This is a genomic window from Sulfitobacter sp. UBA4523 (genome assembly GCF_002388305.1).
In the GTDB taxonomy this organism is placed as follows: Bacteria; Pseudomonadota; Alphaproteobacteria; order Rhodobacterales; family Rhodobacteraceae; genus Sulfitobacter; species Sulfitobacter pontiacus.
The window spans coordinates 128931-151437 of sequence record NZ_DGMH01000022.1; the positions used below are offsets into that span (position 1 = coordinate 128931).

Consider the following 22507-nt stretch of genomic DNA (forward strand, 5'->3'; position numbering starts at 1 on the left):
TCCTCCATACGCAGCTGCCCACGGGCGACAGCGGTCTCGAAATACCCCGCCATCTCGCGCCGGACCACAGCTGGGCCGGAGTTGTAAAATCGCTGGCCAAGCTCGGGGAACCGGTCACATTCGGCCACGCATAGGCGAAACATCTGCTGACCAAAGGTCGATGTGATGAACCCTAGCAGATGCCGACCGGCCAGCCCCAGCACCACACGCGGCGGCGCATCTGTGTCGATACTGTCGAAAGCCTGCCGTGACTGGCGGGCACATTCGGTATCGGCGACCTCCATGAACAACAGACGTTTGTCGGGGAAATAGCTGTAAAGCGTCGCCTTGGACACGCCGGCGGCACGGGCAATCGCATCAACGCTCGCGCCCTCAAACCCGTCCGCCATAAAGACATCACGCGCCCCCGCAAGAACCTGATCGAATTTACGGCCCTTGCGAACCTGGGTCTGGTCACTGGTCATGAAGGCTCCGGCAGTTTGAAAGGCAGAGTATAAACTGAACCGTTCAGTTCCAAGTCCCAAATGCAGCCCCCCACCCCAAAGCCTGTGTATTTGCGTCACAGCACTGTTGCCCCGTTGCACGAAGCACAGCCAGCCGCTACCAATTTCACATGCTGGCGATCTTTCTCAAGACACTTCCGTTTTTCGCGCTGATCGGCTTGGGCTATTGGGCCGGGCGCACGCGGTTCTTCACGGCAGAGGCCACGGCCTATCTGACCAAATTCGTCTTCTATTTCGCCCTCTCTGCCATGCTGTTCCGCTTTTCCGCCAACCTGTCCTTGGCCGAGGTCTGGGACAGCCGCCTCGTCGCGGCCTATCTATGGGGCACCGGCTTTGTCTATGGCATCGCAACGCTGACAGGCTTTCTGCGCCGCCTCGATGTCCCCGCCACCGCGATGGAGGCCCAATGTGCCGTGATCGGCAACACCGGCTTCCTCGGCGTGCCCATGCTGACCCTGCTGCTCGGGGCAGAGGCAATCGGCCCCGTCGTGCTGGCCCTGGCGGTGGATCTGATCGTGTTTTCCAGCCTCATCGTGATCCTGATCACCGGCGCGCGCGATGGTCAGCTGAGCCTGCGCGCCCTGCGCACGATTTCCGTGGGGCTGGTGAAAAACCCGATGATCGTCGCCATGACCCTTGGCTTTATCTGGTCCGGCCTTCAGATCCCGATCCCTGATCCGATGAACGAATTTCTGGCCATCCTCGGCGGAGCCGCGACACCCGGCGCGCTTTTTGCCATCGGGGCGTCGCTGGCGACGAAATCGGCGGAGAAGCTGCATGTCGCGGGCTGGCTATCGTTTTGCAAACTGGTGCTGCACCCGGCCTTTGTGGGTTTTGCCGCGCTGTGGCTGTTCAACGTCGATCCGTATAAGGCGGGCGTGATCATCGCCACCGCCGCGCTGCCGGTCGCGGGCAATGTCTATATGCTGGCCCAACATTATAACGTCGGGCCGCAACGGGTGTCTGCCGCAATCCTTGTCTCGACACTGCTCAGCATCCTCAGCGTCAGCCTTGTCATCGCGTGGGTCACCGCGCTTTAGCCTTCACCCTTTTGCAAATACTCAGCCAGCGCAGCGTCCTGCCCTTGCCGCGCAGACCGAGGGCCGATAGCCATAGACCAACCAGACACAGGAGACGCCCGATGAAAACGATTTCCGAAAACGCCAGCTTCCGAGGCACCCAAGGCGTCTATTCCCACCGTTCCACCGCCTGCAACTGCGACATGACCTTTGCGCTATTCCTGCCCGAAGAAGCGCAGCAGGGCCCGGTGCCCTTGATGTGGTTCCTGTCGGGGCTGACCTGCACCCATGAAAACGCGATGACCAAAGCGGGGGCGCAGGCATGGGCCGCGGAACACGGGATCGCGGTGGTCTTTCCCGACACCTCCCCCCGCGGTGAGGATGTGGCCGACGACGACGCCTATGATCTGGGCAAGGGCGCGGGCTTCTATGTGAACGCCACCCAAGACCCATGGGCACCGCACTTCCAGATGTGGGACTATATCGCCGACGAGCTGCCGGCGCTGCTGGGTGAAAACTTCGCCCTGGACATGGACCGGCAGGCGATCTGCGGCCACTCCATGGGCGGGCACGGGGCGCTGACGCTGGCGATGAACCTGCCGGGGCGCTTTACCTCGGTCTCGGCCTTCGCGCCGATTGCGCATCCAACCAGCAGTGACTGGGGCCGCAAACAGCTGGCAGCCTATCTGGGCAGTGACGAGACGACCTGGGCCAAACATGACGCGACGCTTTTGATGGCGGAACGCGGCTTTGACGGGCCGATCCTCATTGATCAGGGCACCGATGACCAATTCCTTGATCTGCTGAAACCCGAAGCATTGGCCCAGGCGATGGCGAAAGCCCGCCAGAACGCCACATTGCGGATGCAGCCGGGCTATGATCACAGCTATTTCTTCATCTCGACCTTCATGGAAGACCACATCGCCTTCCACGCCGATGCGCTTTATGCGCGATAGGGCCCGGCGATGACGGTGCTTTATATCGACGCGGACGCCTGCCCCGTGAAGGCAGAGGCGGAACGCGTCGCCACCCGCCACAAGGTGCGGATGTTTGTGGTGTCCAACGGCGGGCTGCGTCCCTCGCAGAACCCGCTGGTCGAAACCGTGATTGTCCCCGACGGCCCCGACATCGCCGACATCTGGATCGCCGAACGCTGCGGCCCCGGTGACGTCGTGGTGACCGGCGACATTCCCCTTGCCGCCCGCTGTGTCGAAGCCGGCGCGCGGGTGCTGAAACACAACGGCGAAGCGCTGACCGCAGCCAATATTGGCAATGTGCTGGCGACACGTGATTTGATGGCCGACCTGCGTGCCGCGGACCCGTTTCGCCAGGGCGGCGGCAAAGGGTTTACAAAGGCCGACCGCTCCCGTTTTCTGGACGCGCTAGAACGCGAGCTTCGCGCGGCACAACGATAGGGCAAGGGTGGCGCAGGTGCCCCCATCGACCCGGCAAAAGGAAGAGCACATGAAACCAGCGGCAGTCGTCTTTGACATCGGGAATGTGCTGATCGAATGGCAGCCCGAACGGTTCTATGACTCCGTGATCGGAGAGGACCGCCGCCGCGCCATGTTCGCCGAGGTGGACCTGCATGGCATGAACGATCTTGTCGATAGCGGCCAGCATTTCACCGACACGATCTATGCCGCCGCCGAAGCCAACCCCGACTGGCGCGATGAGATCCGCATGTGGCATGATCGCTGGATCGAAATGGCCGCCCCCGTGATCCCCCGCTCTCTCAGGCTGAAAGAGGCGCTGCAGGCCAAGGGCGTGCCGGTGTTTTCGCTGACCAATTTCGGCATCCAATCCTATGATTATGCGGCAGAACACTACCCTTTCCTGCGCGCCTTTGATCGCGATTTCATCTCGGGTCATATGGGTATGATCAAACCCGATCCCGCGATCTATGCAGCGCTCGAGGAAGGATCGGGCCTGTCCGGCGACGCGCTTTTGTTCACCGACGACCGTATCGACAATATTAACGCCGCTAACGCCCGCGGCTGGCAGACCCATCATTTCACCGGGCCGGACGGTTGGGCTGACAGGCTCGTCGCTGCGGGGCTGTTGACCGAAGCAGAGGCCGCATGACCCAGTTCGACATCATCCCCTTCGACGCCGGCGACGCGCTGCTGGACTGGATCGGCCTGACCGACGCACTGGCCCAGGGGCACAACCTGCCGCGCGCCGAAATCGCGGATACGTTTTTGTATCGGGGCAAGGACACCTTGTTGAACCGCGCCGCATGGATCGACGGGTTGGGTTTGGCGGTGAAATCCGCCACCATTTTTCCCGACAACCCCGCCAAAGGGGCACCGATGGTGAACGGCGGCGTGTCGCTTTACGCAGATGATCACGGCGCGCTCGAGGCTTTGGTAGACTTCCACCTCGTGACCAAATGGAAAACCGCCGGTGACAGCCTGCTCGCCGCGCGCAGGCTTGCCCGCCCTGACAGCCGCAAAATCCTGATCGTCGGCGCGGGCACCCAAGGGCGCGGGCTTCACGCTGCCTACCGGGCGGTGTTTCCCGATGCCGAATTCACGGTGTGGAACCGATCCGCCCCCAATGCTCAGGCGATGGCACGTGATATCAAAGGGCTGCGCATCGCCGATGATCTTGAGACCGCCGTGCGCGACGCGGACATCATCACCAGCGCCACCATGTCGACCGAACCGCTGATCAAGGGCGCGTGGCTGCAACCCGGCCAGCACCTTGACCTGATCGGTGCCTACCGCCCCGACATGCGCGAGGTGGATGATACGGCGCTGACCCGTGCCCGGGTCTTTGTCGACAGCCTCGACACCACGGTTGAACATATCGGCGAGCTGAAGATCCCGATCGCCCAAGGTGTGCTGAGCGCAAGTGACATCGTCGCGGATTACTATGATCTCGGCGCGTTCACCCGCCAGTCAGAGGATGAGATCACCCTGTTCAAAAACGGCGGCGGCGCGCATCTGGACCTGATGACCAGCCGCTATATCCTTGACCGGTGGCGCGCTCACAGATGATCTGGTTTCTTCTCATTGCGGCTCTGGTCATCGCAATCCCGCTTGTGATCGAACGCAACCGTGCCGAAATGGAGGACGCGGACCGCGGCAGCGCCCTTGGCCAATTCGCAGAGCTGCCCGAAGGGGTTACCCATTACGCGTGGACCGGCCCCGCCCAAGGCCCTGTTGTCGTTTGCATCCACGGGTTGACCACCCCCAGCATCGTCTGGCGCGCGGTCGCACGTGGGTTGGCGTCGATGGGGTACCGGACGCTGACCTATGACCTTTACGGGCGCGGCTATTCCGACCGTCCGTCTGGCCCGCAAGATCGCCAGTTCTTTATCAAACAGCTGCAAGACCTGCTGGAAGATCAGGATGTCACCGGCAGCTTCACCCTGCTGGGTTATTCCATGGGCGGCTCTATCGCGACGTGTTTTGCCGCCGCTTTCCCCGAACGTGTCGAACGGCTGATCCTGCTGGCGCCCGCAGGGATGGGGTTGGCGCCGAACAAGCTGGTCGACTTTATGGCCAAAACCCCGCTGGTCGGCGATTGGCTGATGCTGGCGCTGTTCCCGCCGACCTTCCGGCGCGGCATCAGGGCCGAACGTGACATCCCCGTTCAGGTCCGCCACATCCACGACCATCAGGCCGAACAGCTGGACTACAAGCACTATGTTCCTGCGGTGCTGGCCAGCCGTCGCGGTATTCTGGCGGATGTGCTGCGGGATGAACACCGCGCGATCCGGACGCATGATATCCCTGTGCTGGCGCTTTGGGGGCAGGATGATCAGGTGATCCCCGCGTCAGCCATCGGCAGCCTTGCCGAATGGAACCGCGCCGCCGAACACGAGGTGATCAAAGGCGCGGGCCACGGCCTGCCCTATACCCATGCGCCCCAGATCATTGCAGCGATCAAGGCACATATCGACACGGCGGATAAGGCGACAGATTAACTCGTCACCAGCCCGGGCAACCGCTTCTCGCGGATGGGCAAATGGATCAGCGCGCTAAACGCGCCCACGGCCACACCGATCCACCACACGGCGGTGTAATCGCCGTAAGCGTCATACATCCGCCCGCCCAGCCAGACCCCCATAAAGCTGCCCAACTGATGGCTGAAAAACACGATCCCATAAAGCGTTCCCATATAGCGCAGCCCATAGATATGCGCGACCAGCCCGCTGGTCAGCGGCACCGTCGCCAACCACAATGCCCCCATCCCGATGGAGAACAGGATGACCGACACCGGCGTGATCGGCAGTAGGATAAACAACGCCGCAATCACGGTACGTCCGGTATAGATCGCAGCCAGCAGGTACTTTTTGGAATAGCGTTTGCCCGCCCACCCCGCCAACAATGTTCCAGCGATATTGGCCAGACCGATCAGGGAAATCGCCACCGCACCCAGGGCAGAGGTTGTTGTGATCCCGATGTTATGCAGCACGCCACCCGCCAGGATCGGACCGCAAAGTTCGGTCACGAAGGCAGGAAAATGCGCGGTGATAAAGGCCAGCTGATAGCCGCAGGAAAAGAAGCCGATAAAGATGAAGGTAAATGTCGGGTCGCGCAGCGCCTTGCCCAGGATTTGCGACAGGCTTTCCTCCAGCTCGGCCTTGCTGGCCATCGCGGGGGCGCGCATCAACGGCAGCGTCAACAACATCGCCATGATCGCGCCCGCAAAGACAAGGAAGGTCGCCTGCCAGCTGAGGAACCCCAGCAACCATTCCGCCACCGGCGCACCAAAGACCTGACCCGCGCTGCCCGCCGCCGTGGCAATGGCCAGCGACATGGACCGGTTCTCGGCCGTTGAGGCGCGGCCCACCACGGCCAAAATCACGCCAAAGCCCGTGCCCGCGATCCCGAAACCCACCAACCACGCATAGGTTTGGTGTTCAATCGGTGACACCGAATTGGCCGACAGCACCAGCCCCACGGCATAGACCACGGACCCGATGATAATGGCGCGGCGGTCTCCGATCTTCTCGGCCATCGCGCCAAAGATCGGTTGGCCGATGCCCCAGGCGAGGTTCTGGATCGCGATCGCCAGCGAGAATTCGGAGCGCAGCCAGCCGAACTCTTCCGCGATGGGGATCTGAAAGACGCCAAAAGAGGCACGCACGGCAAAGCTCACCATGATGATCAGACACCCGACGATCAGCACCGGTGTGAAGATTGACGTATTTTTTTCCATGATGACCCCCGAAGCACGTGCCGCCACCGTAGCTTTGAAACCGGGGCCGTCAATTTCAAAACTGCGCGCCTATCGGCCTGCGGGGGTTCTTCCCAAAGCCTGTGGCACATTGTAAGCCAAAGGCATGACTGATTTACGCACCATTTACGATAACCGCGTTGCCGACGGCAGCCTGTCGCCGGACCCCGCGCAAGAGGCCGTGCTGCCAGAGCTTGACCGCATTCGCAGCGCCTTGATGGCCCCTCAGAAAAAGGGCTTTTTCAAACGCGCGCCCGAGCCACCACAGGGGCTGTATCTTTGGGGCGGTGTGGGTCGCGGCAAGTCGATGCTGATGGATATGTTCGCGGCAAATATGGGCGATGTGCCAACGCGGCGGGTGCATTTCCACGCGTTCATGCAGGAAATTCACAGCGCGATGCATGAGGCGCGGAAAACAGGAGTCGACGATGCGATTGCGCCAGTCGCAGCCGAAGTCGCGAATAGCGTGAAGCTGCTGGCCTTTGACGAGATGCAGATCACCGACATCACCGACGCCATGATCGTTGGCCGGCTGTTTGAAGCGCTTTTTGCGGCTGGTGTGGTGGTGGTGACAACGTCGAACCGGATACCGGATGACCTGTACAAAGACGGTCTGAACCGCCAAATATTCCTGCCCTTCATCGAATTGATCAAAGAGAAGATGAAGGTGATGGAGCTCGCCAGCCCGCGCGACTACCGACAGGACCGATTGGCGGGTACGAAATCCTATTTCACCCCCGTCAACCCAGAGAGCCGTGCCGCGATGAATGCCGTCTGGGATGATCTGGCTGGCGGCCCGGGGGAAGAGCTGATCCTGCGGGTGAAGGGGCGCGATGTCGTCGTGCCGGAGTTTCGCAACGGTGTCGCCCGCGCCAAGTTCCACGCGCTTTGTGGTCGGCCCCTAGGGGCGGCAGATTATTTGACATTGGCAGAGGCCGTGCGCGTGTTGATGCTGGACGATATCCCCAGTCTTGGCCGGTCAAACTTCAATGAAGCCAAACGCTTTGTGACCCTGATCGACGCGTTATACGAGGCTAAGGTGAGGCTGATCTGCTCGGCCGCGGCCGAACCCGAAATGCTATATCTGGAGGGGGAAGGCACCTTCGAGTTCGAGCGTACGGCATCGCGTTTGCGCGAAATGCAGGCGGAAGGCTGGGGCGCTTAATTGCGCCGCCGCCCCGGGGCGTACCCATCCCGCTGCAGATCGACTGCAGCCAGATAGAGTGGCGCGGCCTGATTGTGGTAAAAGGCGACGGATTGGCGGATCTGCTGCCCGTCGCGAGCATGCGCTTGATCGCCGTCAGTCTGGCGGGCGGCCAAAGCCTTGCGTTCAGCGACAACAACCGCCGTCAGCAAACCTGCCGTATCCAGCGCACCAGAGGCTGTCGTAAGCGCCGGTGGTACTTTGAAATCGCCTTTGGCCGCGGCGCTGTTCAGCAAAGTATCGATATAGCTGTCCGACCGCTCCGTGCTGATCGCCCAGATCAGGTAGGATTCAAGCACTTGGCCGCGTTTGCTATCATCGAACGATTGGACGATCGCGCTGACGGCATCGCCCACGTCAAAGGAAGCGTCCTTGTGCATCTTGTTCAGCAGCGTCGCAGGCGACAGCGGCACAAAGGCTGGACCACCGGAGGCCAGATGCGCCACCTGTCCATTGGCATAGCCCTGCGCGGCGCCATGGGCCGCGGAAGACCGCCAGTGATCGACGATAAAGGTCACACCGACAAAGATTGCGAGCAGACGGAGATGGCCGAACACCATCCTGCGCAGTGCAAGGAAATTCTGATACGTATTGGTCATTGCATTGGTCCCCCCAAAGGCAAAATGTTACCCTCGGACCTTAGGACGCAAATTCCCTACAAATCGTAAATATAGCCAATTCTAATTGTTAAAAGGCTATCCGTTTTCCCGCAAAATTGCGCCTGCCAGATAGAGCGAACCGCAGATCAATACCCGCGCGTGGGGTGCCTTCGCGACAATGGTTGCAAGCGCTTCGGCGACGCCAGGTGCCTCTTGCGCGGTCAGGCCGACGTCGATCGCTGCGCGCGCGGTTTCGGTGGCCGGCAACGTTGCTGCTTCACCGGGGATCGAGACGGCGAACAATTGTTCTGCATGACCGGCCAGAGGGCGCAGATAGCCGCCGATATCCTTGGTGTTCAACATGCCACAGATCAGGAATGTGGGGCGGGCGGGCATGTCCTCTAGCACCGCCGCGATGGCGTCGCCCGCAGCAGGGTTATGCCCGCCGTCCAGCCATAATTCGGCCTGCGGCGCTGCGTCGATCAGCGGCCCGTGACGCAGACGTTGCATTCGGGCGGGCCATTCGGCGCGGGTCACAGCGGCCTCGCACGCTTTTGCGGAGACCCCCAATTGCCGCAATGCCGCCAAAGCCGCACCGGCGTTGGAAATCTGATGCACGCCCAACAGGTTAGGTTTGGGCAGATCCAGCAAACCCGAGTCATCCTGATAGACCATCCGTCCCGCTTCGGGGGCCACATGCCACTGCTGACCATAGGCAAAAACGGGGGCGTGGTGGCGTGCCGCCTGCGTCTCTATCACCTCGAGCGCTGCATCTTGTTGCGGGCCGACGATGCAGGGCACGCGACGTTTGATGATGCCGGCTTTTTCACCCGCAATCTCCGGCAGGGTCGTGCCCAGAAACTGTTGGTGATCAATCGACACCGGCGTGATCACGGTCAATGCGGGCTGGTCGATCACATTGGTCGCGTCCAGACGCCCGCCAAGGCCGACCTCAAGCAGGGTATAATCCGCCGGAGTACGGGCAAAGGCCAGTAGCGCGGCGCAGGTTGTGATCTCGAAATAAGTGATGCTCTCGCCGTTGTTGGCGGCGTAACATTCATCCAGCATCTCGGTCAGCGCGGCTTCGGAAATCAGCTCTCCGGCAAGGCGGATGCGTTCGTGAAAGCGCGCCAGATGGGGCGAGGTATAGGCGTGGACACGGTGGCCATCCGCCTCAAGCCCCGCACGGATCATCGCCTGTGTCGATCCTTTACCATTGGTACCGGCAATATGGATCACAGGGGGCAGGTCGTTCTGGGGGTTGCCCAAAGCGTCCAGAAGCCGCCACATGCGATCCAGCGTCAGGTCGATAATCTTGGGATGCAGCGCCATCATACGCGCCAGCACTGCATCCGATGTGTTCTGCGTCATTTCGCCTTGGGTTCCGCCGCTTCGGCTTTGGGGGCCGCATCGGGTTCTGGCGTCAGCGCATGGGCAATATCGCCGCCTTCAGTCGGCGCAGGCAGATCGCCGCGCACCGCGGGCGGCAGCTTCATCAGCATCCGCGTGATGTCTATCAACTCGTCCCGCATCTGGGTGCGCGGTGTCACGCGGTCCAGCATGCCGTGGTCCAGCAGATATTCGGCGCGCTGGAAGCCTTCGGGCAGTTTCTCGCGAATGGTCTGCTCAATCACACGTGGGCCGGCAAAGCAGATCAGCGCATTGGGTTCCGCAATCTGGACATCCCCCAGCATCGCATAGCTCGCCGTGACACCACCGGTCGTGGGGTGGGTCAGAACGACGATATAGGGCAGCCCCGCTTCTTTCAGCATCTGCACGGCAATGGTGGTGCGCGGCATCTGCATCAGGCTCAGGATGCCTTCTTGCATACGCGCACCCCCGGCGGCGGAGAAGAGCACCAGCGGGCATTTCAGCTTAACCGCTTTTTCAGCCGCGGCGATGATGGCGTTGCCGACATACATGCCCATGGACCCGGCCATAAACGAGAAGTCCTGACCTGCCGCGACGATCGGTGTGCGGCCGATTTCACCGGTGGCAACCAGCATCGCTTCGGCTTCGCCCGTTTGTTTCTGGGCGGCCTTCAGACGGTCGGGGTATTTCTTTTGATCGCGAAAGTGCAAAGGGTCCGGCGTCGGCGCGGGCACTTTGACCTCGGTAAAGATGCCACCGTCGAACAGCGCCTTGAAGCGTTCACGCGGGGTAATCGCCATGTGGTGACCACAGCTGGTGCAGACGTTCAGGTTGTCCGACACCTCGCGGTGGAACAGCATGGTGCCGCATTCTTCGCATTTCGTCCACAGATTGTCCGGCGTCTCGCGACGCGAGAAGATGGAGTTAATCCGAGGACGGACGTAGTTGTTGATCCAGTTCATGGTGAACCTTTGCTTCCAGTTTCGCCTTCCAAATAAGCTGACGCGCAGTAAATTGCAATCAACGGCGGATCGCCAGCCGTGCGGCAAGCCAGCTGACCAGCATCAGCGCGAAATCGACGGGCAACCACGCGCGCAACGCGTCAACATCATCCATCCCGAAGGGGGTCAGATACAGCGCCAAACCCGATAGGTCATCGGGCAGAGAGGTGATGACGATCGCCGCGACATTATTGCAGAAATGCACTGCAATGGCTGGCCCCAGCGACCCTGCCCGCGCGGTCAGATCAGCCATCAACATCCCGAAGACACCGGCCCAAAGTGCTATGACAAGCGCATTTTCGCCGGCTTGATCGGGAAGATAGTGCCCAAGCGCGAAAATCACGGCCGGCAACACCATCCAGACCAGCGGAGAGTTGAACCGTGCCGCCAGCTGCTGCTGGACATAACCGCGAAAGACGATCTCTTCGGCGCTGACCTGTACCAGCACCCCGAGCAGCGAAAACGGCAGCAGCATCAGCCATGTGCCAAGCGCGAGGTTAGGCACATAGGGCGCGCCAAGGTTCCACGGCGGCAGCAAATAGGTCACCGCACCAAGCAGCACCAGCATCTTGAGCACGGCCCAGAACTGCGGCACCACCAGCCCCGATGGGCCGATCAGACCACGCACGGGACGTTTGTGGATCACCCGTGTCACCACGGCCACGCCGACGATCATCAACCCGAAGCTGCCAAGCAGCAGGAACATCGCCATCGGCGTCTTGCCTGACAGCAAGCTGTCATAAAACCCGTCCGCACGCGGCCCCATCAGGTTGAACAGGGTGGTGAACATCAGGTTGTTGAGCAGCAGGTAGATCGCGGTTGCCGCAAGAAACCCGAGGATCAGCCGCCACAGCGCCGCCGAGGGGATCGCAGGGGCGACAAAGGCTTTGTGGGCAGCGTATCGGGTCACGCGGGGTCATCTCCTACGGGCGGGGGCAAGGCTTCGTCTTCGCGCGGGATATCCACCCGTGCCGCACGAAGCAAGTCGGCGGCGTTGGTCAGATGGCTTGATACCGTGCGTAGAAGGCTCAGCAGGATCACACGGTCATTTTCAACCACCGACTTGAATTGATCCGCGCCGATCCGAAGGAAACGGCTGTCTTCGAGGGCGACAAAATCCATCTGTCGCGGCTCGTTCACGATGACCGCAAGGTCCCCGATCAACCGCCCCTTTTCGACGGTCGAGACGTGATGCGCCAACCCTTCGGGGTCGCGCCAGCTCAGCTCTCCCTTGCCCGACAGACAGAGGTAGACCGCATCTGGCCGTTGGTCTTGAGCAAAGACCATCTCTCCCTGTGCGACGGTGTACCACTGCGCCGCAAAGGCCAGCAGGCGCTGGTTGCGCGGGTCGAGGTTGCCGAACAAGTCGTTGCGCGCGATGATCCGCAGCTTGCGTCGCAAATCGTCCGAGATGCTGTCGTCCTGACTGGGGATATCAACCTGCGCCAACCCGTCAATGCGCCCGCCACGGATCTTGATGTACATGTCGAAATCGTCAGGATTGGCAAAGGAGCTATCCATGTAAATCTGGGTCGTTTCGGGCAGCAGTTCGCTGACCTTGTCGCGCAACCGTTGCAAGCTTTCTGCGTCATGCCCCGCAAGCGACTGGTTCAGGATCAGGATATCGGGTCGTTTCATCGCCGCGCGGCTGAATCCGGCGCGTTCCTGAAACATCATCGCGATATTTGACCCGCCGATGCTGACCGGCAGATCAAAGACGTTGAGCGCGACATCCTGTTGCAGCCCGTGTTTCTTGAACACGTCCGACACCACATCCAGAACCAGATCCGCCTGAAGCCCCGCCACGGCGGAAATCCGGCCATACAACACGTTTTCGAGTATCGTCAGACGCGGCAGATACTGGTCAGGTGTGATCGGCACGAACATATCCCGCGCCCGTTCGCGCATCTCGGCGCCCTGCTGCTTACGGATTTTCAGGATCTCATCCTTGAAGGTCGCAGGGAAAGCCGGGCCGATCTGTTCGGCCGTGAAGGCAAAGGGCACGGTAAGCAGCAACGAGAATTCATCCTCGCTCAGCGCTTCATCCCCTTTGGCGCGACGCCGTAGCGCGATATCGACCAGTTGTTCGTACAGTTCTTCCTCGATGCCGAGAGCGGTGAACAGCGGGTGGTCGGTGCCATCACGTCCAAAGGTCTGGTGCAACGTTTCTACCAGCGTCTGTGAAATCGCGATGCCCTGCTCGGCCAGACCCTGTTCGATGATCATCGCCAGAAAGCTGCGTTCAAGCGCCAGACCCGCCTGCGAGATGCTGCGGATGGGCGCGGCGAACATCAGGTTCCCCCCAAGCGGCAGCGCCGGGTTGAACCGATCTGGGTCGAAGCGGTGCACCACCTTGTCCAGCCCTTGCTCTTTCAGCCGCTCGTGCACCTCGTCGCGCAGGGCAACCACGCGGGCCGCAAGCTCGGGGTGTTTTTCGGGGTCCATGCGATCGGCGGCCATGCGACGGAACATCATGTCCTGTGTGCCAACGGCGCCGGCCAGCTCATACCACCAGTCGTTGATGTCCTCGCGGGTGCTCAGATCGGCGAGCCCGGGGTCCAGCCAATCCGCCTTGGTGCTGTCCAGACTATTGCCCGACCGCTTTGTCTCGATCGCGGCGCGGTCGGTTTTCTTGGGGTCCCAGAGGACGGTTTTCGGGCTCGACCGCAGGGGCATCAGCAGATTGTCTCCGACGGTGCCCTGAAACAGATAGGGGTGCGCATCGGAATAGCCGATCCGCGCCGCAAGCACGGCCTGATGCAGCTCTGCCAGATTATGCCCCGCCATCGTGATCCGCCCGCGGCTCGGCACGGCCTCGCGCACCAAAAGCTCTGCCAGAGCGTTGCGTTCGGATTGGTTGGGCATCTCAAGCGCAACGCGCGCGCCTTTGGGTATTTCGAGGTTCAGATCATCCAGGATCGTATTCCCGTCCGGCGTGCGCAAAGACACATGTTCCAGCACAATTGGGCCGCGCAGATGCGGGACGTCTTCGGGCTCGCCTTCGAACAGGCGCGCGTCGATCTCGCCCCGCGGGGCGAAACGTTCAATGACCACATCCCACCGCAGCGACATGTCCTGCGTCTGGTTGTAATAGGTCAGCAGTTCCTTCCACGGGCTCGACAAATCCTTGTAGGCGGCCAAGGCCGCGACCAGCGCGCCCACCGTGATCTGCCCCTTGATCGCAAGATATCCCCCCACGGCATAGAAAAAGAACGGTGTCAGCTGGGTGATGAAGTTGTTGAGAAACTTCATGAAGAATTTCTTCTGATAGATCTGGAAGCGGACCTCGAACAGCTGGCCCAGCCGGTCGGTGAACAGCGCCAGACGGTAGCGCCAGCCGCCGTTGGTGCGCAGATCGGTGATACCGGCGGCGGTCTCGCCGATTTCAGACGACAGGTGCCGCACTTCCTTGATCCGCTGTTTGTTAAGCAGGTTGATCTGCCGCTGCAGCATCGGGATGAGATACGCCTGCAACGGGATCAATGCGACGCCCGCCAACCCGAACCACGGGGATTGCAGGAAGAGGAACAGCAGGATGATCAGCATCTGCCCCGCCTGGAACACAGGTTGGGCGACTGCATCGCCCATCAACCCGCCCATCGGCTCTGCCTCCGAGGTGACCATCGACACCAGTTCGCCCTGGCTGGTGTTTTCGAAATAGCTGCGCGGAAAACGCATCATCCGCGCGATCAACTGATAGCGGAAGCGACGCAGTAGCCGCTCTGCCAGCACCCCCTTCATCGTGTTCAAACGCATCTTCATCAGCCCGTGGATCAGCACCGAGAAAAGATAGGCAAAACACAGCACCATCAGGAACTGCACCTGACTGAACGACATCCCGAAAACGTCGATCACATCGGTCTCTGCCCCGATGGCATCGTTGATGATGCGCTTGGGCAGTTCGAGGGTGATGTAGAGGATCGGGAAGGTAATCAGCGTGAGGACAAGCAAAACCAGTTGGTCACGACGGGAGTATTTCCAAATAAAGGAAAAAATCGAATGCTCCATGCAGGGTCGCTTTCGCTAGGGGCGGCACAGAGCCAAGGATTATTTAACACCTAAGCCCACAGCCCGCGCTGTTCAACTGGTGGCTTGAGCCTTGCAGCGACAGGGCTGGGTGGCTATTCCGGTGTAAACGTCCACTCAGGGAGGCCTGCCACATGTCCACCAACACCCGCTTTGATAAATCCAGACTGCCAAGCCGGCACGTGACCGAGGGGCCAGAGCGCGCGCCGCACCGGTCCTATTACTACGCAATGGGCATGACCGAAGAAGAGATTCACCAGCCTCTGGTGGGTGTGGCAACCTGCTGGAACGAAGCGGCCCCCTGTAACATCGCGCTGAACCGTCAGGCCCAGGCGGTCAAGGTCGGCGTCAAGGCGCAGCAAGGCACGCCGCGCGAATTCACCACCATCACCGTCACCGACGGGATCGCCATGGGGCACGAGGGCATGCGCTCCTCTCTGGCGTCGCGCGAAGCGATTGCCGACACGGTAGAGCTGACAATGCGCGGTCACTGCTACGACGCGATTGTCGGTCTTGCGGGCTGTGACAAATCGCTGCCGGGCATGATGATGGCGATGCTGCGGCTGAACGTGCCGTCCGTGTTCCTCTACGGTGGGTCGATCCTGCCGGGCAAAGTCCCGGAAGGGGCCGATGTGCCTGCCGATTTCGCCAGCCGCGACCTGACGGTGCAAGACGTTTTCGAAGCCGTGGGCAACTACCAGAACGGCAGCATGTCGCAAGCCGCGCTTGAGGTTCTGGAACGCGTCGCTTGCCCGACAGCCGGTGCCTGCGGAGGCCAGTTCACCGCCAACACTATGGCCTGCGTGTCCGAGGCAATTGGTCTGGCGCTGCTGAACTCCTCTGGCATGCCTGCGCCCTATGAATCCCGCGACGCCTATGCGGCGGCCTCGGGTGAAGCCGTCATGAACCTGATCGAAAAGAACATCCGCGCGCGCGACATCTGCACCCGCGAAGCATTCGAGAACGCGGCGCGCATCGTGGCCTGCACCGGCGGGTCGACCAATGCCGGTCTGCACCTGCCCGCTATGGCCGCCGAGGCGGGTATCGACTTTAACCTCAGCGATGTATGCGACATCTTCCGCGACACGCCATATTTCGTCGACATGAAACCCGGCGGGTCGCATGTGGCCAAAGACCTGTATGACGCGGGCGGCGTGCCAGTTGTGATGAAAGAACTGCGCAAGGCTGGCCTGCTGCATGATGACTGCCTGACCGCCTCGGGCCTGTCCATCGGTGAAGAGCTCGACAAGATCGAACGCGAAGCCGACGGCAAGGTGATCCACGCGATTGAAACACCGATCAGCAAGACCGGCGGCGTCGTTGGTCTGAAGGGCAACTTGGCACCCGAAGGAGCCATCGTGAAAATCGCGGGCATGTCCGAAGAAGACATCGTCTTTACCGGTCCGGCGCTGATCTTTGAATGTGAACAAGACGCGTTCGAAGCCGTGCAAAACCGGGCCTACAGCGAAGGCGACGTGTTCGTGATCCGCAACGAAGGCCCCGCTGGTGGCCCCGGCATGCGCGAAATGCTGGCGACCACGGCGGCCCTGTCCGGTCAAGGCATGGGCAAAAAGGTAGCGCTGATCACCGACGGCCGTTTCTCCGGCGCGACACGGGGTTTCTGCGTTGGTCACGTCGGCCCCGAAGCCGCACATGGCGGGCCGATTGCCTTGCTCAAACAGGGCGACATGATCACGCTGAACGCGATCACCGGTTCGATCTCTGTCGATATCTCGGACGAGGAAATGGCAGAGCGCAAAGCGGCTTGGCCCGGTGCCCGCAAAACCAACTATCAAAGCGGTGCACTGTGGAAATACGCGCAGCTTGTGGGTCCAACCTATCTTGGTGCGGTGACGCATCCCGGCGCGAAGGCGGAAACACATGACTATATGGACCTGTAAAGGTCCGCTTGCCGCCTTTGGCGTGATGCTTCTGACCGCCTGCGAGGGCGGTCAGGGGCTTGGCGCGTCCTCGGGTGCCGCCAAGCCGCCGTTGTCACGCGCGAAAATGGCCGGAGGGGTCGAACTGGTCGCCCCCGATGGTTTCTGCATCGACCAAACCAGCCTGGAGGCGCGCTTTGCCGTGATGGCACGATGTGACGGATTAGGGGCCCCTGCCTCTGCGGGGGCAGCACCGCGTGGGTTGATCACGGTCAGCCTGACCCAGTCCAAACCCGGCTCCCTGCCAAGCGCCCAGCAGATCGCGGCTGAAACTTCGCTCCAGAATGTGAGCGATGTGGAGAAAGGCGACCAAAGCGTCACCTTCCGCGCGCAGGGGCGTATTCCTGTCGGTGGGCTTTCCCCCAACCAATGGCGCGGCGTCGCACGGATGGGCACGCAAACCGCCGGTATCGCCGTCTACGGCCCCGAACGCGGCGAGATCGTCAGCGCCTCTGGCCGAAGGGTTCTGACACAGTTGATCACCCGCAGCATCGACGCCAGTGCACCTGCCAAAACCACCGTCGCGCAACGCAACTAGCGCGCCGGCCCCTTGGCCCATTTCATTTGTGCCCCCAGGCTACAGACGGTAGGGTACGACCAACAACCCATTCGTAATCGGGGCAACAGGCACATGCGCAAACTCGGGAAAAAGCTGATCGACAGCGCCTTGATCGCGCGGTTTACCCGCCGCTGGTCCGCCAAAGCCGACCGCGCCCCCCAGACAGAACTGTCCGTGCTGCGCAAACAAGCAGGTCAAGCACGCGCCTTGCGTCGGCATCTGGACAAGCTGATCTACACCGCCGAAGACCGGCTTGCCCTGCCCCGTATCGGTTCTAACAAGTTCTCTCGGCCCCATAACACCGATTGGTCCTGGCGCCCGCAGCTTTGGCGCGCGCCCTTGACCAAATCGGGTCTTTCGTCGGTGCAATCCAAGGCGACCATGGGCGATGAGGTCACGATTTTCCACGACTGCACCCTGTCTGAACTCGGCGTCCGGCAAATCCGCAACCTCGAAGAAAACCATCTGGCGCCCTATGGGCTTCGGCTTGAGGTCTACCGTTTCGACGGGTCTTTCCTGTCCCTGGTGCTAGACCTGCAGGATGATTGCGTTGACGGGATGAAGCGCACCCATGTCCTGCGCGTGGACGCCGTGATCGAGATGGAGAAACCGATCGAGATTTTCGCCCGCCTGAACATCCGCCACGGGCCCAACACCGAACAAATGGTGCAGGAACTGCCGCTGAACAAATCCGAGGTCACGGCAGAATTCGACCTCGCCTATTCCAACCTGAACGAAAAACGCGTCGAGAAAGCCTGGATCGACCTGATTTTTGAAGGGCCCGAAATGAACCAGATCATGCTGCGTGACCTGACCTTTTCGCGCCGCCCCCGCGCCCAGTTGTAGGAGCCCCGCATGAGCAACCTGACCCTCAACAAAACCCAGATGCGCGATGGCACCTGGCAAGGGATCGTGACCGGCGCGGGCGATACCAAACCCGATCTTGCGGTCACCCACGCCGATGCCGATGTCGCGGGGGTGCAGATGGAACATGACGCTTCATCGGATCACTGGGTGCTCAGCATCCCTGTGCCCGCAGCCGCAATCGCCGATGGGCTGCATACATTGCTGGTGGTCGACCGCGCGTCTGGCGCGACATTGGCCAGCATCACCCTGATCGGGGACGAGGTCACCGGCCCCGATTTGCGCGCCGAGGTGGATTTGCTGCGCGCCGAGCTTGATATGCTGAAACGTGCGTTCCGGCGGCACTGCGTCGAAACGACCTGACGGCGCTTGCTTGCTTGCCCCTGTGACGCGATGTATCCCTTGGCAAGACTGAGCCCTTCAGAGGACCCTCGTGATGGCAGTGAAAAGACGGACTATCGGCGTGATCGGCCTTGGCAACTTTGGCTCTACGGTCGCAACCGAGTTGCAGCGTTTTGGCAACTACGTGATCGGCGTGGACCTGAACGACCAGCGCGTCAGCAACCATGTCGAAAAGCTGAGCCAAGCCGTTATCGTGGACGCCCGCGATGATGCCGCCCTGCGCGAGGCCGGGTTGGGCGACTGTTCGATGGCGTTGGTCGCCATGGGCAGTGATCTTGAATCAAGCATCCTGTCGGCCATCAACCTGAAACTGCTGGGCGTCGAGACGATCTGGGCCAAGGCCAAGACAAAAACGCACCACCGCATCTTGTCGAAACTGGGGGTCGACCGTGTGATCCACCCCGAAGTCGAAGTCGGCCAGCATATCGCCCAGGTGATCCACAACCCCTTGGTACGCGACTATGTCAGCCTCGGGAACGGGTACCACGTGGTCAACTTCCGCATCCCCGAAGCGCTTGAGGGCAAATCGCTCGAGACGTTGTCATACGGCAAGAAGTTCGACCTGCGCTGTCTGGGCGTGATGCGGGGCACCGAATATATCGGGCGCGACGGGCTGGACTGCACGTTGCAACGGGACGATCTATTGATCCTGCTCGGGCAGCGCACCGACCTGCGCAGCTTTGCGGCAAGCCTTTGAAACTCTTTTCAAAGTCACAGAAAAGCGCGTGGCGGCTTCTGCCCCCGCCCGCCGTGCTTGTGTTGATCTATCTGACGATGGTGGTTCTGGGCGGATTGATCCTGTGGACACCGCTGGCGAATACTGCGGGGATCAGCCTGTCGGACGCGCTGTTCACCTCTACCTCTGCTGTTACGGTGACGGGGCTGGCGGTGGTCGATACCGGCACCGCCTTTACCGGCTTCGGGCAGGCGGTCATCGCACTTCTGATCCAGATGGGCGGCTTGGGGTTGATGACCTTTGCCGTTCTGGTGCTGTCCGCGCTTGGTATCCCTTTGGGGATGCCGCAGCGGATTATCCTGCGCGAGGACCTGAACCAGCCCAGCATCTACAATCTGACCTCGCTGGTGATGGCGATCCTGAAGATCGCCATTCTGGCAGAGCTTATCGGCGCTGCCTTGATGGCCTTTGTCTTCGTGCCCGAATTCGGTCTGGCGCAGGGGCTTTGGCATTCGGTGTTCCTAAGCATTTCTGCATTCAACAATGCGGGGTTCGCGCTGTTCCCCGACAGCCTGAGCAACTGGGTCAGCGATCCGATTATCAACGTTGTGATCCCCGCCCTGTTCATCATCGGCGGCATCGGGTTCATCGTGCTGGCCGATATCTGGGAAAAACGCAGCTGGCGACGGCTCAGCCTGCACAGCAAGCTGATGCTTACGGGCACGGTGGTGCTGATCCTGCTGGCCTGGGCGCTGTTTGCAGCACTTGAATGGCGCAACCCCGCGACCTTGGGCCAGTTCGGCAGCCTTGGCAGCAAGCTTTGGGCCAGTTGGTTTCAGGCCGTCACCCCACGGACAGCGGGCTTTAACACGCTTGATTATGCAGAGGTCCACGAGAGTACTGCGCTGATGACCATGACGCTGATGCTGGTCGGCGGCGGCAGCACGTCGACGGCGGGCGGCATCAAGGTGACCACGCTTATCGTGCTGATCCTCGCCACCGTGGCCTTCTTCCGGCGCAGCACCAGCCTGCATGCTTTTGGTCGGTCAATGGGGCCGGATGAAGTGTTCAAGGTCATGGCGCTGACCACAATCAGCATCCTTCTGGTCCTGACGGGCATCTTCATCATGTCGATCAAACATGACGGAGAGTTTATCGACCTCGCGTTCGAGGCAACATCGGCCTTTGGCACCGTCGGCCTGTCGCGCGGTGCCACGGCAGAGCTTGATAGCACAGGCCGCGCGATGATCATGCTGATGATGTTTCTGGGCCGCGTCGGCCCGCTGACCATCGGGTTCTTTCTGGCGACGCAATCGGTGCCCCGCGTGCGCTACCCCGAAGGCAAGGTCTATCTGGGCTGAACACCCGTCCTTGGCCCAACAAAAAGACCGGCCCGCCTATCTGCGGACCGGTCTTTAATTTCAACGCGTGATCGCCGCGCTTACTTCTTCGGCCCCAAAGCGGACAAACCTTTGAGGATGTCGATGGCATAGGCCAGCTGGTAATCCTCTTCCCGCAAGGACGCAGCTTTTTCGGCCTTGGCGCGGTCTTCCATGATCTGGTCGACCTGATCGTCGGTCAGGCTGTCGTTGTTCAGGCTGCCGCGCAGGTCTGCTTCGGACCGCAGGGGACGTGCTGTTGCATCCTCTTCCTCGGTGTCCGCAGGCTGTGCCGGTGGCTGGGCGACGATGATGTCGGGGGACACGCCAAGTGCCTGAATAGAGCGGCCCGACGGCGTGTAGTACCGCGCTGTGGTCAGGCGCATCGCCCCTTCACCGCGCAGCGGCATGATCGTCTGCACCGACCCTTTGCCAAAGCTTTTGGTCCCGACGACAATCGCGCGACGGTGGTCTTGCAGGGCACCGGCAACGATCTCGGAAGCCGAGGCAGAGCCACCGTTGATCAGCACCACAATCGGCTTGCCTTCGGCCAGATCGCCGGGGGTGGCGTTGGTGCGGTCGCCATCCGCGGCATCACGGCCACGGGTGCTGACGATCTCGCCTTCTTCAAGGAAAGCATCCGACACGGCGATGGCCTGATTCAGCAGACCACCGGGGTTGTTGCGCAGATCCACGACAAAGCCGCTGACATTCTCGATGCCGCCGGCGGCCTCGACCTGCTCTTCCAGACCCTCTTTCAGCTTGGGGTAGGTCTGTTCGTTAAAGGTGGTGACCCGCAGCACAACCGCGTCGCCTTCGGTACGGGCGCGCACCGCGGTCAGCTGGATGGTATCGCGCACCAGCGACACGTCGAAGGGTTCGGTCTCGCCTTCTCGCACCACGGTGATCTCGATCTCTGATCCCACCGGCCCGCGCATCAGCTCGACCGCGTCATCCAACGTCAGCCCCAGCAGGCTTTCGCCGTCCACATGGGTGATGAAATCGCCCGCTTCGATACCCGCTTCAGAGGCAGGCGTACCATCAATAGGGGAAACGACTTTGACGAAACCCTCTTCCTGCGTCACCTCGATGCCGAGACCGCCGAATTCACCACGGGTCTGGTCGCGCATCTTCAGCGCGTCTTTCGGCGACAGGTAGCTGGAGTGTGGATCAAGCGAGGTAAGCATGCCGTTGATCGCGGCCTCTACCAGCTCTTCGGTGTCGACCTCTTCGACGTATTGCGCGCGGATGCGTTCAAAGATGTCGCCGAACAGATCAAGCTGTTCATAAACGTTGCTGTTCTTTTCAGTTTCCTGTGCCAGCAAGGGGCCCGCAATCTGCGTCGTGGCAATTACCCCTGCCAGCGTACCGCCCACGGCAGCCATCACGAACTTCTTCATCGTTTATCCATCCTTATCAGTTCGGAACCAGTCTGACGGGTCCTGCGGAACATTGTTCTCTCTTACTTCTATATAGAGCGTTTCTGAACGCTCCACGCCAGCCCCATCACCATTTGGTGACAGCGCCTGTTGATTTACGCCGGCCAGACCGCCCATAAGGCCAATCGGCGTCTCTGCCCCGATCACCTGTCCTGCCTCGCCATAAACCACATCCAGCCCTGCCAATACAAACAACGCCCCGGCCCGAGGTTCAAGAATGACCACGTTTCCAAGGTCCAGCAGCGGGCCGGTGTAGCGGATTGTCGCCGCCGTGGGCGATGTCACGATGGCACGCGGGCGGGTCGCGAGGATAATCCCGGGGCGCGTCACCCCCG

At 61.1% G+C, this 22507-nt stretch carries 22 protein-coding genes; 13 read left to right on the plus strand and 9 right to left on the minus strand.

Translation table 11 applies throughout. The annotated features are described in order from the left end of the window. On the minus strand, nucleotides 1-464 hold a 464-nt coding region (locus B3849_RS05375), incomplete at its 3' end, for a TetR/AcrR family transcriptional regulator (RefSeq protein WP_286779890.1). 149 nt (nucleotides 465-613) lie between these two features. Here B3849_RS05375 and B3849_RS05380 point away from each other — a divergent pair. From B3849_RS05380 to B3849_RS05405, 6 genes are all read left to right on the plus strand, one after another. After that, a complete protein-coding gene (locus B3849_RS05380; RefSeq protein ID WP_037942638.1) occupies nucleotides 614-1543 on the plus strand; it encodes an AEC family transporter in 930 nt (309 codons plus the stop codon). A 101-nt stretch (nucleotides 1544-1644) separates the two neighbouring features. Continuing rightward, the gene (gene fghA / locus B3849_RS05385; RefSeq protein WP_286779891.1) at nucleotides 1645-2478 is read left to right on the plus strand and encodes an S-formylglutathione hydrolase; all 834 of its coding nucleotides are present in this window, start codon (nucleotides 1645-1647) and stop codon (nucleotides 2476-2478) included. Nucleotides 2479-2487: 9 nt separating this feature from the next. Next, nucleotides 2488-2937: a YaiI/YqxD family protein gene (locus tag B3849_RS05390; RefSeq protein ID WP_005850449.1), complete on the plus strand. Its 450-nt coding sequence runs from the start codon at nucleotides 2488-2490 to the stop codon at nucleotides 2935-2937. A gap of 49 nt (nucleotides 2938-2986) precedes the next feature. After that, a complete protein-coding gene (locus B3849_RS05395; protein WP_037965438.1) occupies nucleotides 2987-3607 on the plus strand; it encodes an HAD family hydrolase in 621 nt (206 codons plus the stop codon). Further along, nucleotides 3604-4524: an ornithine cyclodeaminase family protein gene (locus B3849_RS05400; protein WP_286779892.1), complete on the plus strand. Its 921-nt coding sequence runs from the start codon at nucleotides 3604-3606 to the stop codon at nucleotides 4522-4524. Before B3849_RS05395 ends, B3849_RS05400 begins: the two co-directional genes overlap by 4 nt. Next, nucleotides 4521-5456 carry an alpha/beta fold hydrolase gene (locus tag B3849_RS05405; protein WP_278424943.1) on the plus strand — a complete coding sequence of 312 codons (936 nt, stop codon included), beginning with the start codon at nucleotides 4521-4523 and terminating at the stop codon, nucleotides 5454-5456. Before B3849_RS05400 ends, B3849_RS05405 begins: the two co-directional genes overlap by 4 nt. On the opposite strand, the gene B3849_RS05410 is transcribed toward B3849_RS05405, so the two are convergent. Next, nucleotides 5453-6694, minus strand: coding sequence for an MFS transporter (locus B3849_RS05410; protein ID WP_009825556.1), 1242 nt, complete (start codon nucleotides 6692-6694; stop codon nucleotides 5453-5455). The two genes, B3849_RS05405 and B3849_RS05410, sit on opposite strands and share 4 nt — an antisense overlap. 124 nt (nucleotides 6695-6818) lie before the next feature. On the opposite strand from B3849_RS05410, the gene zapE reads away from it, so the two are divergent. Beyond that, nucleotides 6819-7877, plus strand: a complete 1059-nt coding sequence (zapE, locus tag B3849_RS05415) for a cell division protein ZapE (RefSeq protein ID WP_278424944.1) — start codon at nucleotides 6819-6821, stop codon at nucleotides 7875-7877. On the opposite strand, the gene B3849_RS05420 is transcribed toward zapE, so the two are convergent. The 5 genes from B3849_RS05420 to B3849_RS05440 form a co-directional block, all read right to left on the minus strand. Further along, nucleotides 7874-8515: a hypothetical protein gene (locus B3849_RS05420; RefSeq protein WP_278424945.1), complete on the minus strand. Its 642-nt coding sequence runs from the start codon at nucleotides 8513-8515 to the stop codon at nucleotides 7874-7876. The two genes, zapE and B3849_RS05420, sit on opposite strands and share 4 nt — an antisense overlap. Nucleotides 8516-8611: 96 nt before the next feature. Then, the gene (locus tag B3849_RS05425) at nucleotides 8612-9886 is read right to left on the minus strand and encodes a bifunctional folylpolyglutamate synthase/dihydrofolate synthase (RefSeq protein ID WP_278424946.1); all 1275 of its coding nucleotides are present in this window, start codon (nucleotides 9884-9886) and stop codon (nucleotides 8612-8614) included. Beyond that, nucleotides 9883-10848, minus strand: coding sequence for an acetyl-CoA carboxylase, carboxyltransferase subunit beta (accD, locus tag B3849_RS05430; protein WP_005850460.1), 966 nt, complete (start codon nucleotides 10846-10848; stop codon nucleotides 9883-9885). The genes B3849_RS05425 and accD overlap by 4 nt, the downstream gene beginning before the upstream one ends. A gap of 58 nt (nucleotides 10849-10906) precedes the next feature. Continuing rightward, on the minus strand, nucleotides 10907-11797 hold the full coding sequence (locus B3849_RS05435) for a CPBP family intramembrane glutamic endopeptidase (RefSeq protein WP_005850461.1): 891 nt from the start codon (nucleotides 11795-11797) through the stop codon (nucleotides 10907-10909). After that, nucleotides 11794-14895 carry an ABC transporter transmembrane domain-containing protein gene (locus B3849_RS05440; protein ID WP_278424948.1) on the minus strand — a complete coding sequence of 1034 codons (3102 nt, stop codon included), beginning with the start codon at nucleotides 14893-14895 and terminating at the stop codon, nucleotides 11794-11796. The genes B3849_RS05435 and B3849_RS05440 overlap by 4 nt, the downstream gene beginning before the upstream one ends. Before the next feature lie 152 nt (nucleotides 14896-15047). Between B3849_RS05440 and ilvD the strand changes: the two genes are divergently transcribed. The 6 genes from ilvD to B3849_RS05470 all read left to right on the plus strand — a co-directional run bounded on the left by ilvD (nucleotide 15048) and on the right by B3849_RS05470 (nucleotide 20715). Then, on the plus strand, nucleotides 15048-16814 hold the full coding sequence (gene ilvD, locus B3849_RS05445) for a dihydroxy-acid dehydratase (protein ID WP_005850463.1): 1767 nt from the start codon (nucleotides 15048-15050) through the stop codon (nucleotides 16812-16814). Further along, nucleotides 16795-17391 (plus strand): hypothetical protein, encoded by a 597-nt coding sequence (locus B3849_RS05450; RefSeq protein ID WP_286779893.1) that lies wholly within the window; start codon nucleotides 16795-16797, stop codon nucleotides 17389-17391. Before ilvD ends, B3849_RS05450 begins: the two co-directional genes overlap by 20 nt. Nucleotides 17392-17484: 93 nt before the next feature. Beyond that, nucleotides 17485-18258, plus strand: coding sequence for a DUF6478 family protein (locus tag B3849_RS05455; protein ID WP_009825563.1), 774 nt, complete (start codon nucleotides 17485-17487; stop codon nucleotides 18256-18258). A gap of 9 nt (nucleotides 18259-18267) precedes the next feature. Then, nucleotides 18268-18639, plus strand: coding sequence for a hypothetical protein (locus B3849_RS05460; RefSeq protein ID WP_278424950.1), 372 nt, complete (start codon nucleotides 18268-18270; stop codon nucleotides 18637-18639). 73 nt (nucleotides 18640-18712) lie between these two features. Then, the gene (locus B3849_RS05465; RefSeq protein WP_005850470.1) at nucleotides 18713-19375 is read left to right on the plus strand and encodes a potassium channel family protein; all 663 of its coding nucleotides are present in this window, start codon (nucleotides 18713-18715) and stop codon (nucleotides 19373-19375) included. Between the two features lie 77 nt (nucleotides 19376-19452). Further along, on the plus strand, nucleotides 19453-20715 hold the full coding sequence (locus B3849_RS05470) for a TrkH family potassium uptake protein (RefSeq protein WP_180829220.1): 1263 nt from the start codon (nucleotides 19453-19455) through the stop codon (nucleotides 20713-20715). Between the two features lie 80 nt (nucleotides 20716-20795). On the opposite strand, the gene B3849_RS05475 is transcribed toward B3849_RS05470, so the two are convergent. Both B3849_RS05475 and B3849_RS05480 read right to left on the minus strand, forming a co-directional pair. Then, nucleotides 20796-22133, minus strand: a complete 1338-nt coding sequence (locus B3849_RS05475) for a S41 family peptidase (protein ID WP_037942619.1) — start codon at nucleotides 22131-22133, stop codon at nucleotides 20796-20798. A gap of 3 nt (nucleotides 22134-22136) precedes the next feature. After that, nucleotides 22137-22507 (minus strand): murein hydrolase activator EnvC family protein (locus tag B3849_RS05480; protein WP_286779894.1); only part of this gene is annotated, 371 nt, incomplete at its 5' end.

What these genes read in the sequence shown, in the direction of transcription:
- B3849_RS05450 (WP_286779893.1), top strand. Translation starts at nt 16,795, where the DNA reads ATGACTATATGGACCTGTAAAGGTCCGCTTGCCGCCTTTGGCGTGATG.
- B3849_RS05410 (WP_009825556.1), bottom strand. Translation starts at nt 6,694, where the DNA reads ATGGAAAAAAATACGTCAATCTTCACACCGGTGCTGATCGTCGGGTGT.
- B3849_RS05390 (WP_005850449.1), top strand. Translation starts at nt 2,488, where the DNA reads ATGACGGTGCTTTATATCGACGCGGACGCCTGCCCCGTGAAGGCAGAG.
- B3849_RS05400 (WP_286779892.1), top strand. Translation starts at nt 3,604, where the DNA reads ATGACCCAGTTCGACATCATCCCCTTCGACGCCGGCGACGCGCTGCTG.
- B3849_RS05465 (WP_005850470.1), top strand. Translation starts at nt 18,713, where the DNA reads ATGGCAGTGAAAAGACGGACTATCGGCGTGATCGGCCTTGGCAACTTT.
- fghA (WP_286779891.1), top strand. Translation starts at nt 1,645, where the DNA reads ATGAAAACGATTTCCGAAAACGCCAGCTTCCGAGGCACCCAAGGCGTC.
- B3849_RS05455 (WP_009825563.1), top strand. Translation starts at nt 17,485, where the DNA reads ATGCGCAAACTCGGGAAAAAGCTGATCGACAGCGCCTTGATCGCGCGG.
- B3849_RS05420 (WP_278424945.1), bottom strand. Translation starts at nt 8,515, where the DNA reads ATGACCAATACGTATCAGAATTTCCTTGCACTGCGCAGGATGGTGTTC.
- B3849_RS05440 (WP_278424948.1), bottom strand. Translation starts at nt 14,895, where the DNA reads ATGGAGCATTCGATTTTTTCCTTTATTTGGAAATACTCCCGTCGTGAC.
- B3849_RS05460 (WP_278424950.1), top strand. Translation starts at nt 18,268, where the DNA reads ATGAGCAACCTGACCCTCAACAAAACCCAGATGCGCGATGGCACCTGG.
- ilvD (WP_005850463.1), top strand. Translation starts at nt 15,048, where the DNA reads ATGTCCACCAACACCCGCTTTGATAAATCCAGACTGCCAAGCCGGCAC.
- B3849_RS05380 (WP_037942638.1), top strand. Translation starts at nt 614, where the DNA reads ATGCTGGCGATCTTTCTCAAGACACTTCCGTTTTTCGCGCTGATCGGC.
- B3849_RS05475 (WP_037942619.1), bottom strand. Translation starts at nt 22,133, where the DNA reads ATGAAGAAGTTCGTGATGGCTGCCGTGGGCGGTACGCTGGCAGGGGTA.
- B3849_RS05470 (WP_180829220.1), top strand. Translation starts at nt 19,453, where the DNA reads ATGGTGGTTCTGGGCGGATTGATCCTGTGGACACCGCTGGCGAATACT.
- B3849_RS05425 (WP_278424946.1), bottom strand. Translation starts at nt 9,886, where the DNA reads ATGACGCAGAACACATCGGATGCAGTGCTGGCGCGTATGATGGCGCTG.
- B3849_RS05405 (WP_278424943.1), top strand. Translation starts at nt 4,521, where the DNA reads ATGATCTGGTTTCTTCTCATTGCGGCTCTGGTCATCGCAATCCCGCTT.
- zapE (WP_278424944.1), top strand. Translation starts at nt 6,819, where the DNA reads ATGACTGATTTACGCACCATTTACGATAACCGCGTTGCCGACGGCAGC.
- B3849_RS05395 (WP_037965438.1), top strand. Translation starts at nt 2,987, where the DNA reads ATGAAACCAGCGGCAGTCGTCTTTGACATCGGGAATGTGCTGATCGAA.
- accD (WP_005850460.1), bottom strand. Translation starts at nt 10,848, where the DNA reads ATGAACTGGATCAACAACTACGTCCGTCCTCGGATTAACTCCATCTTC.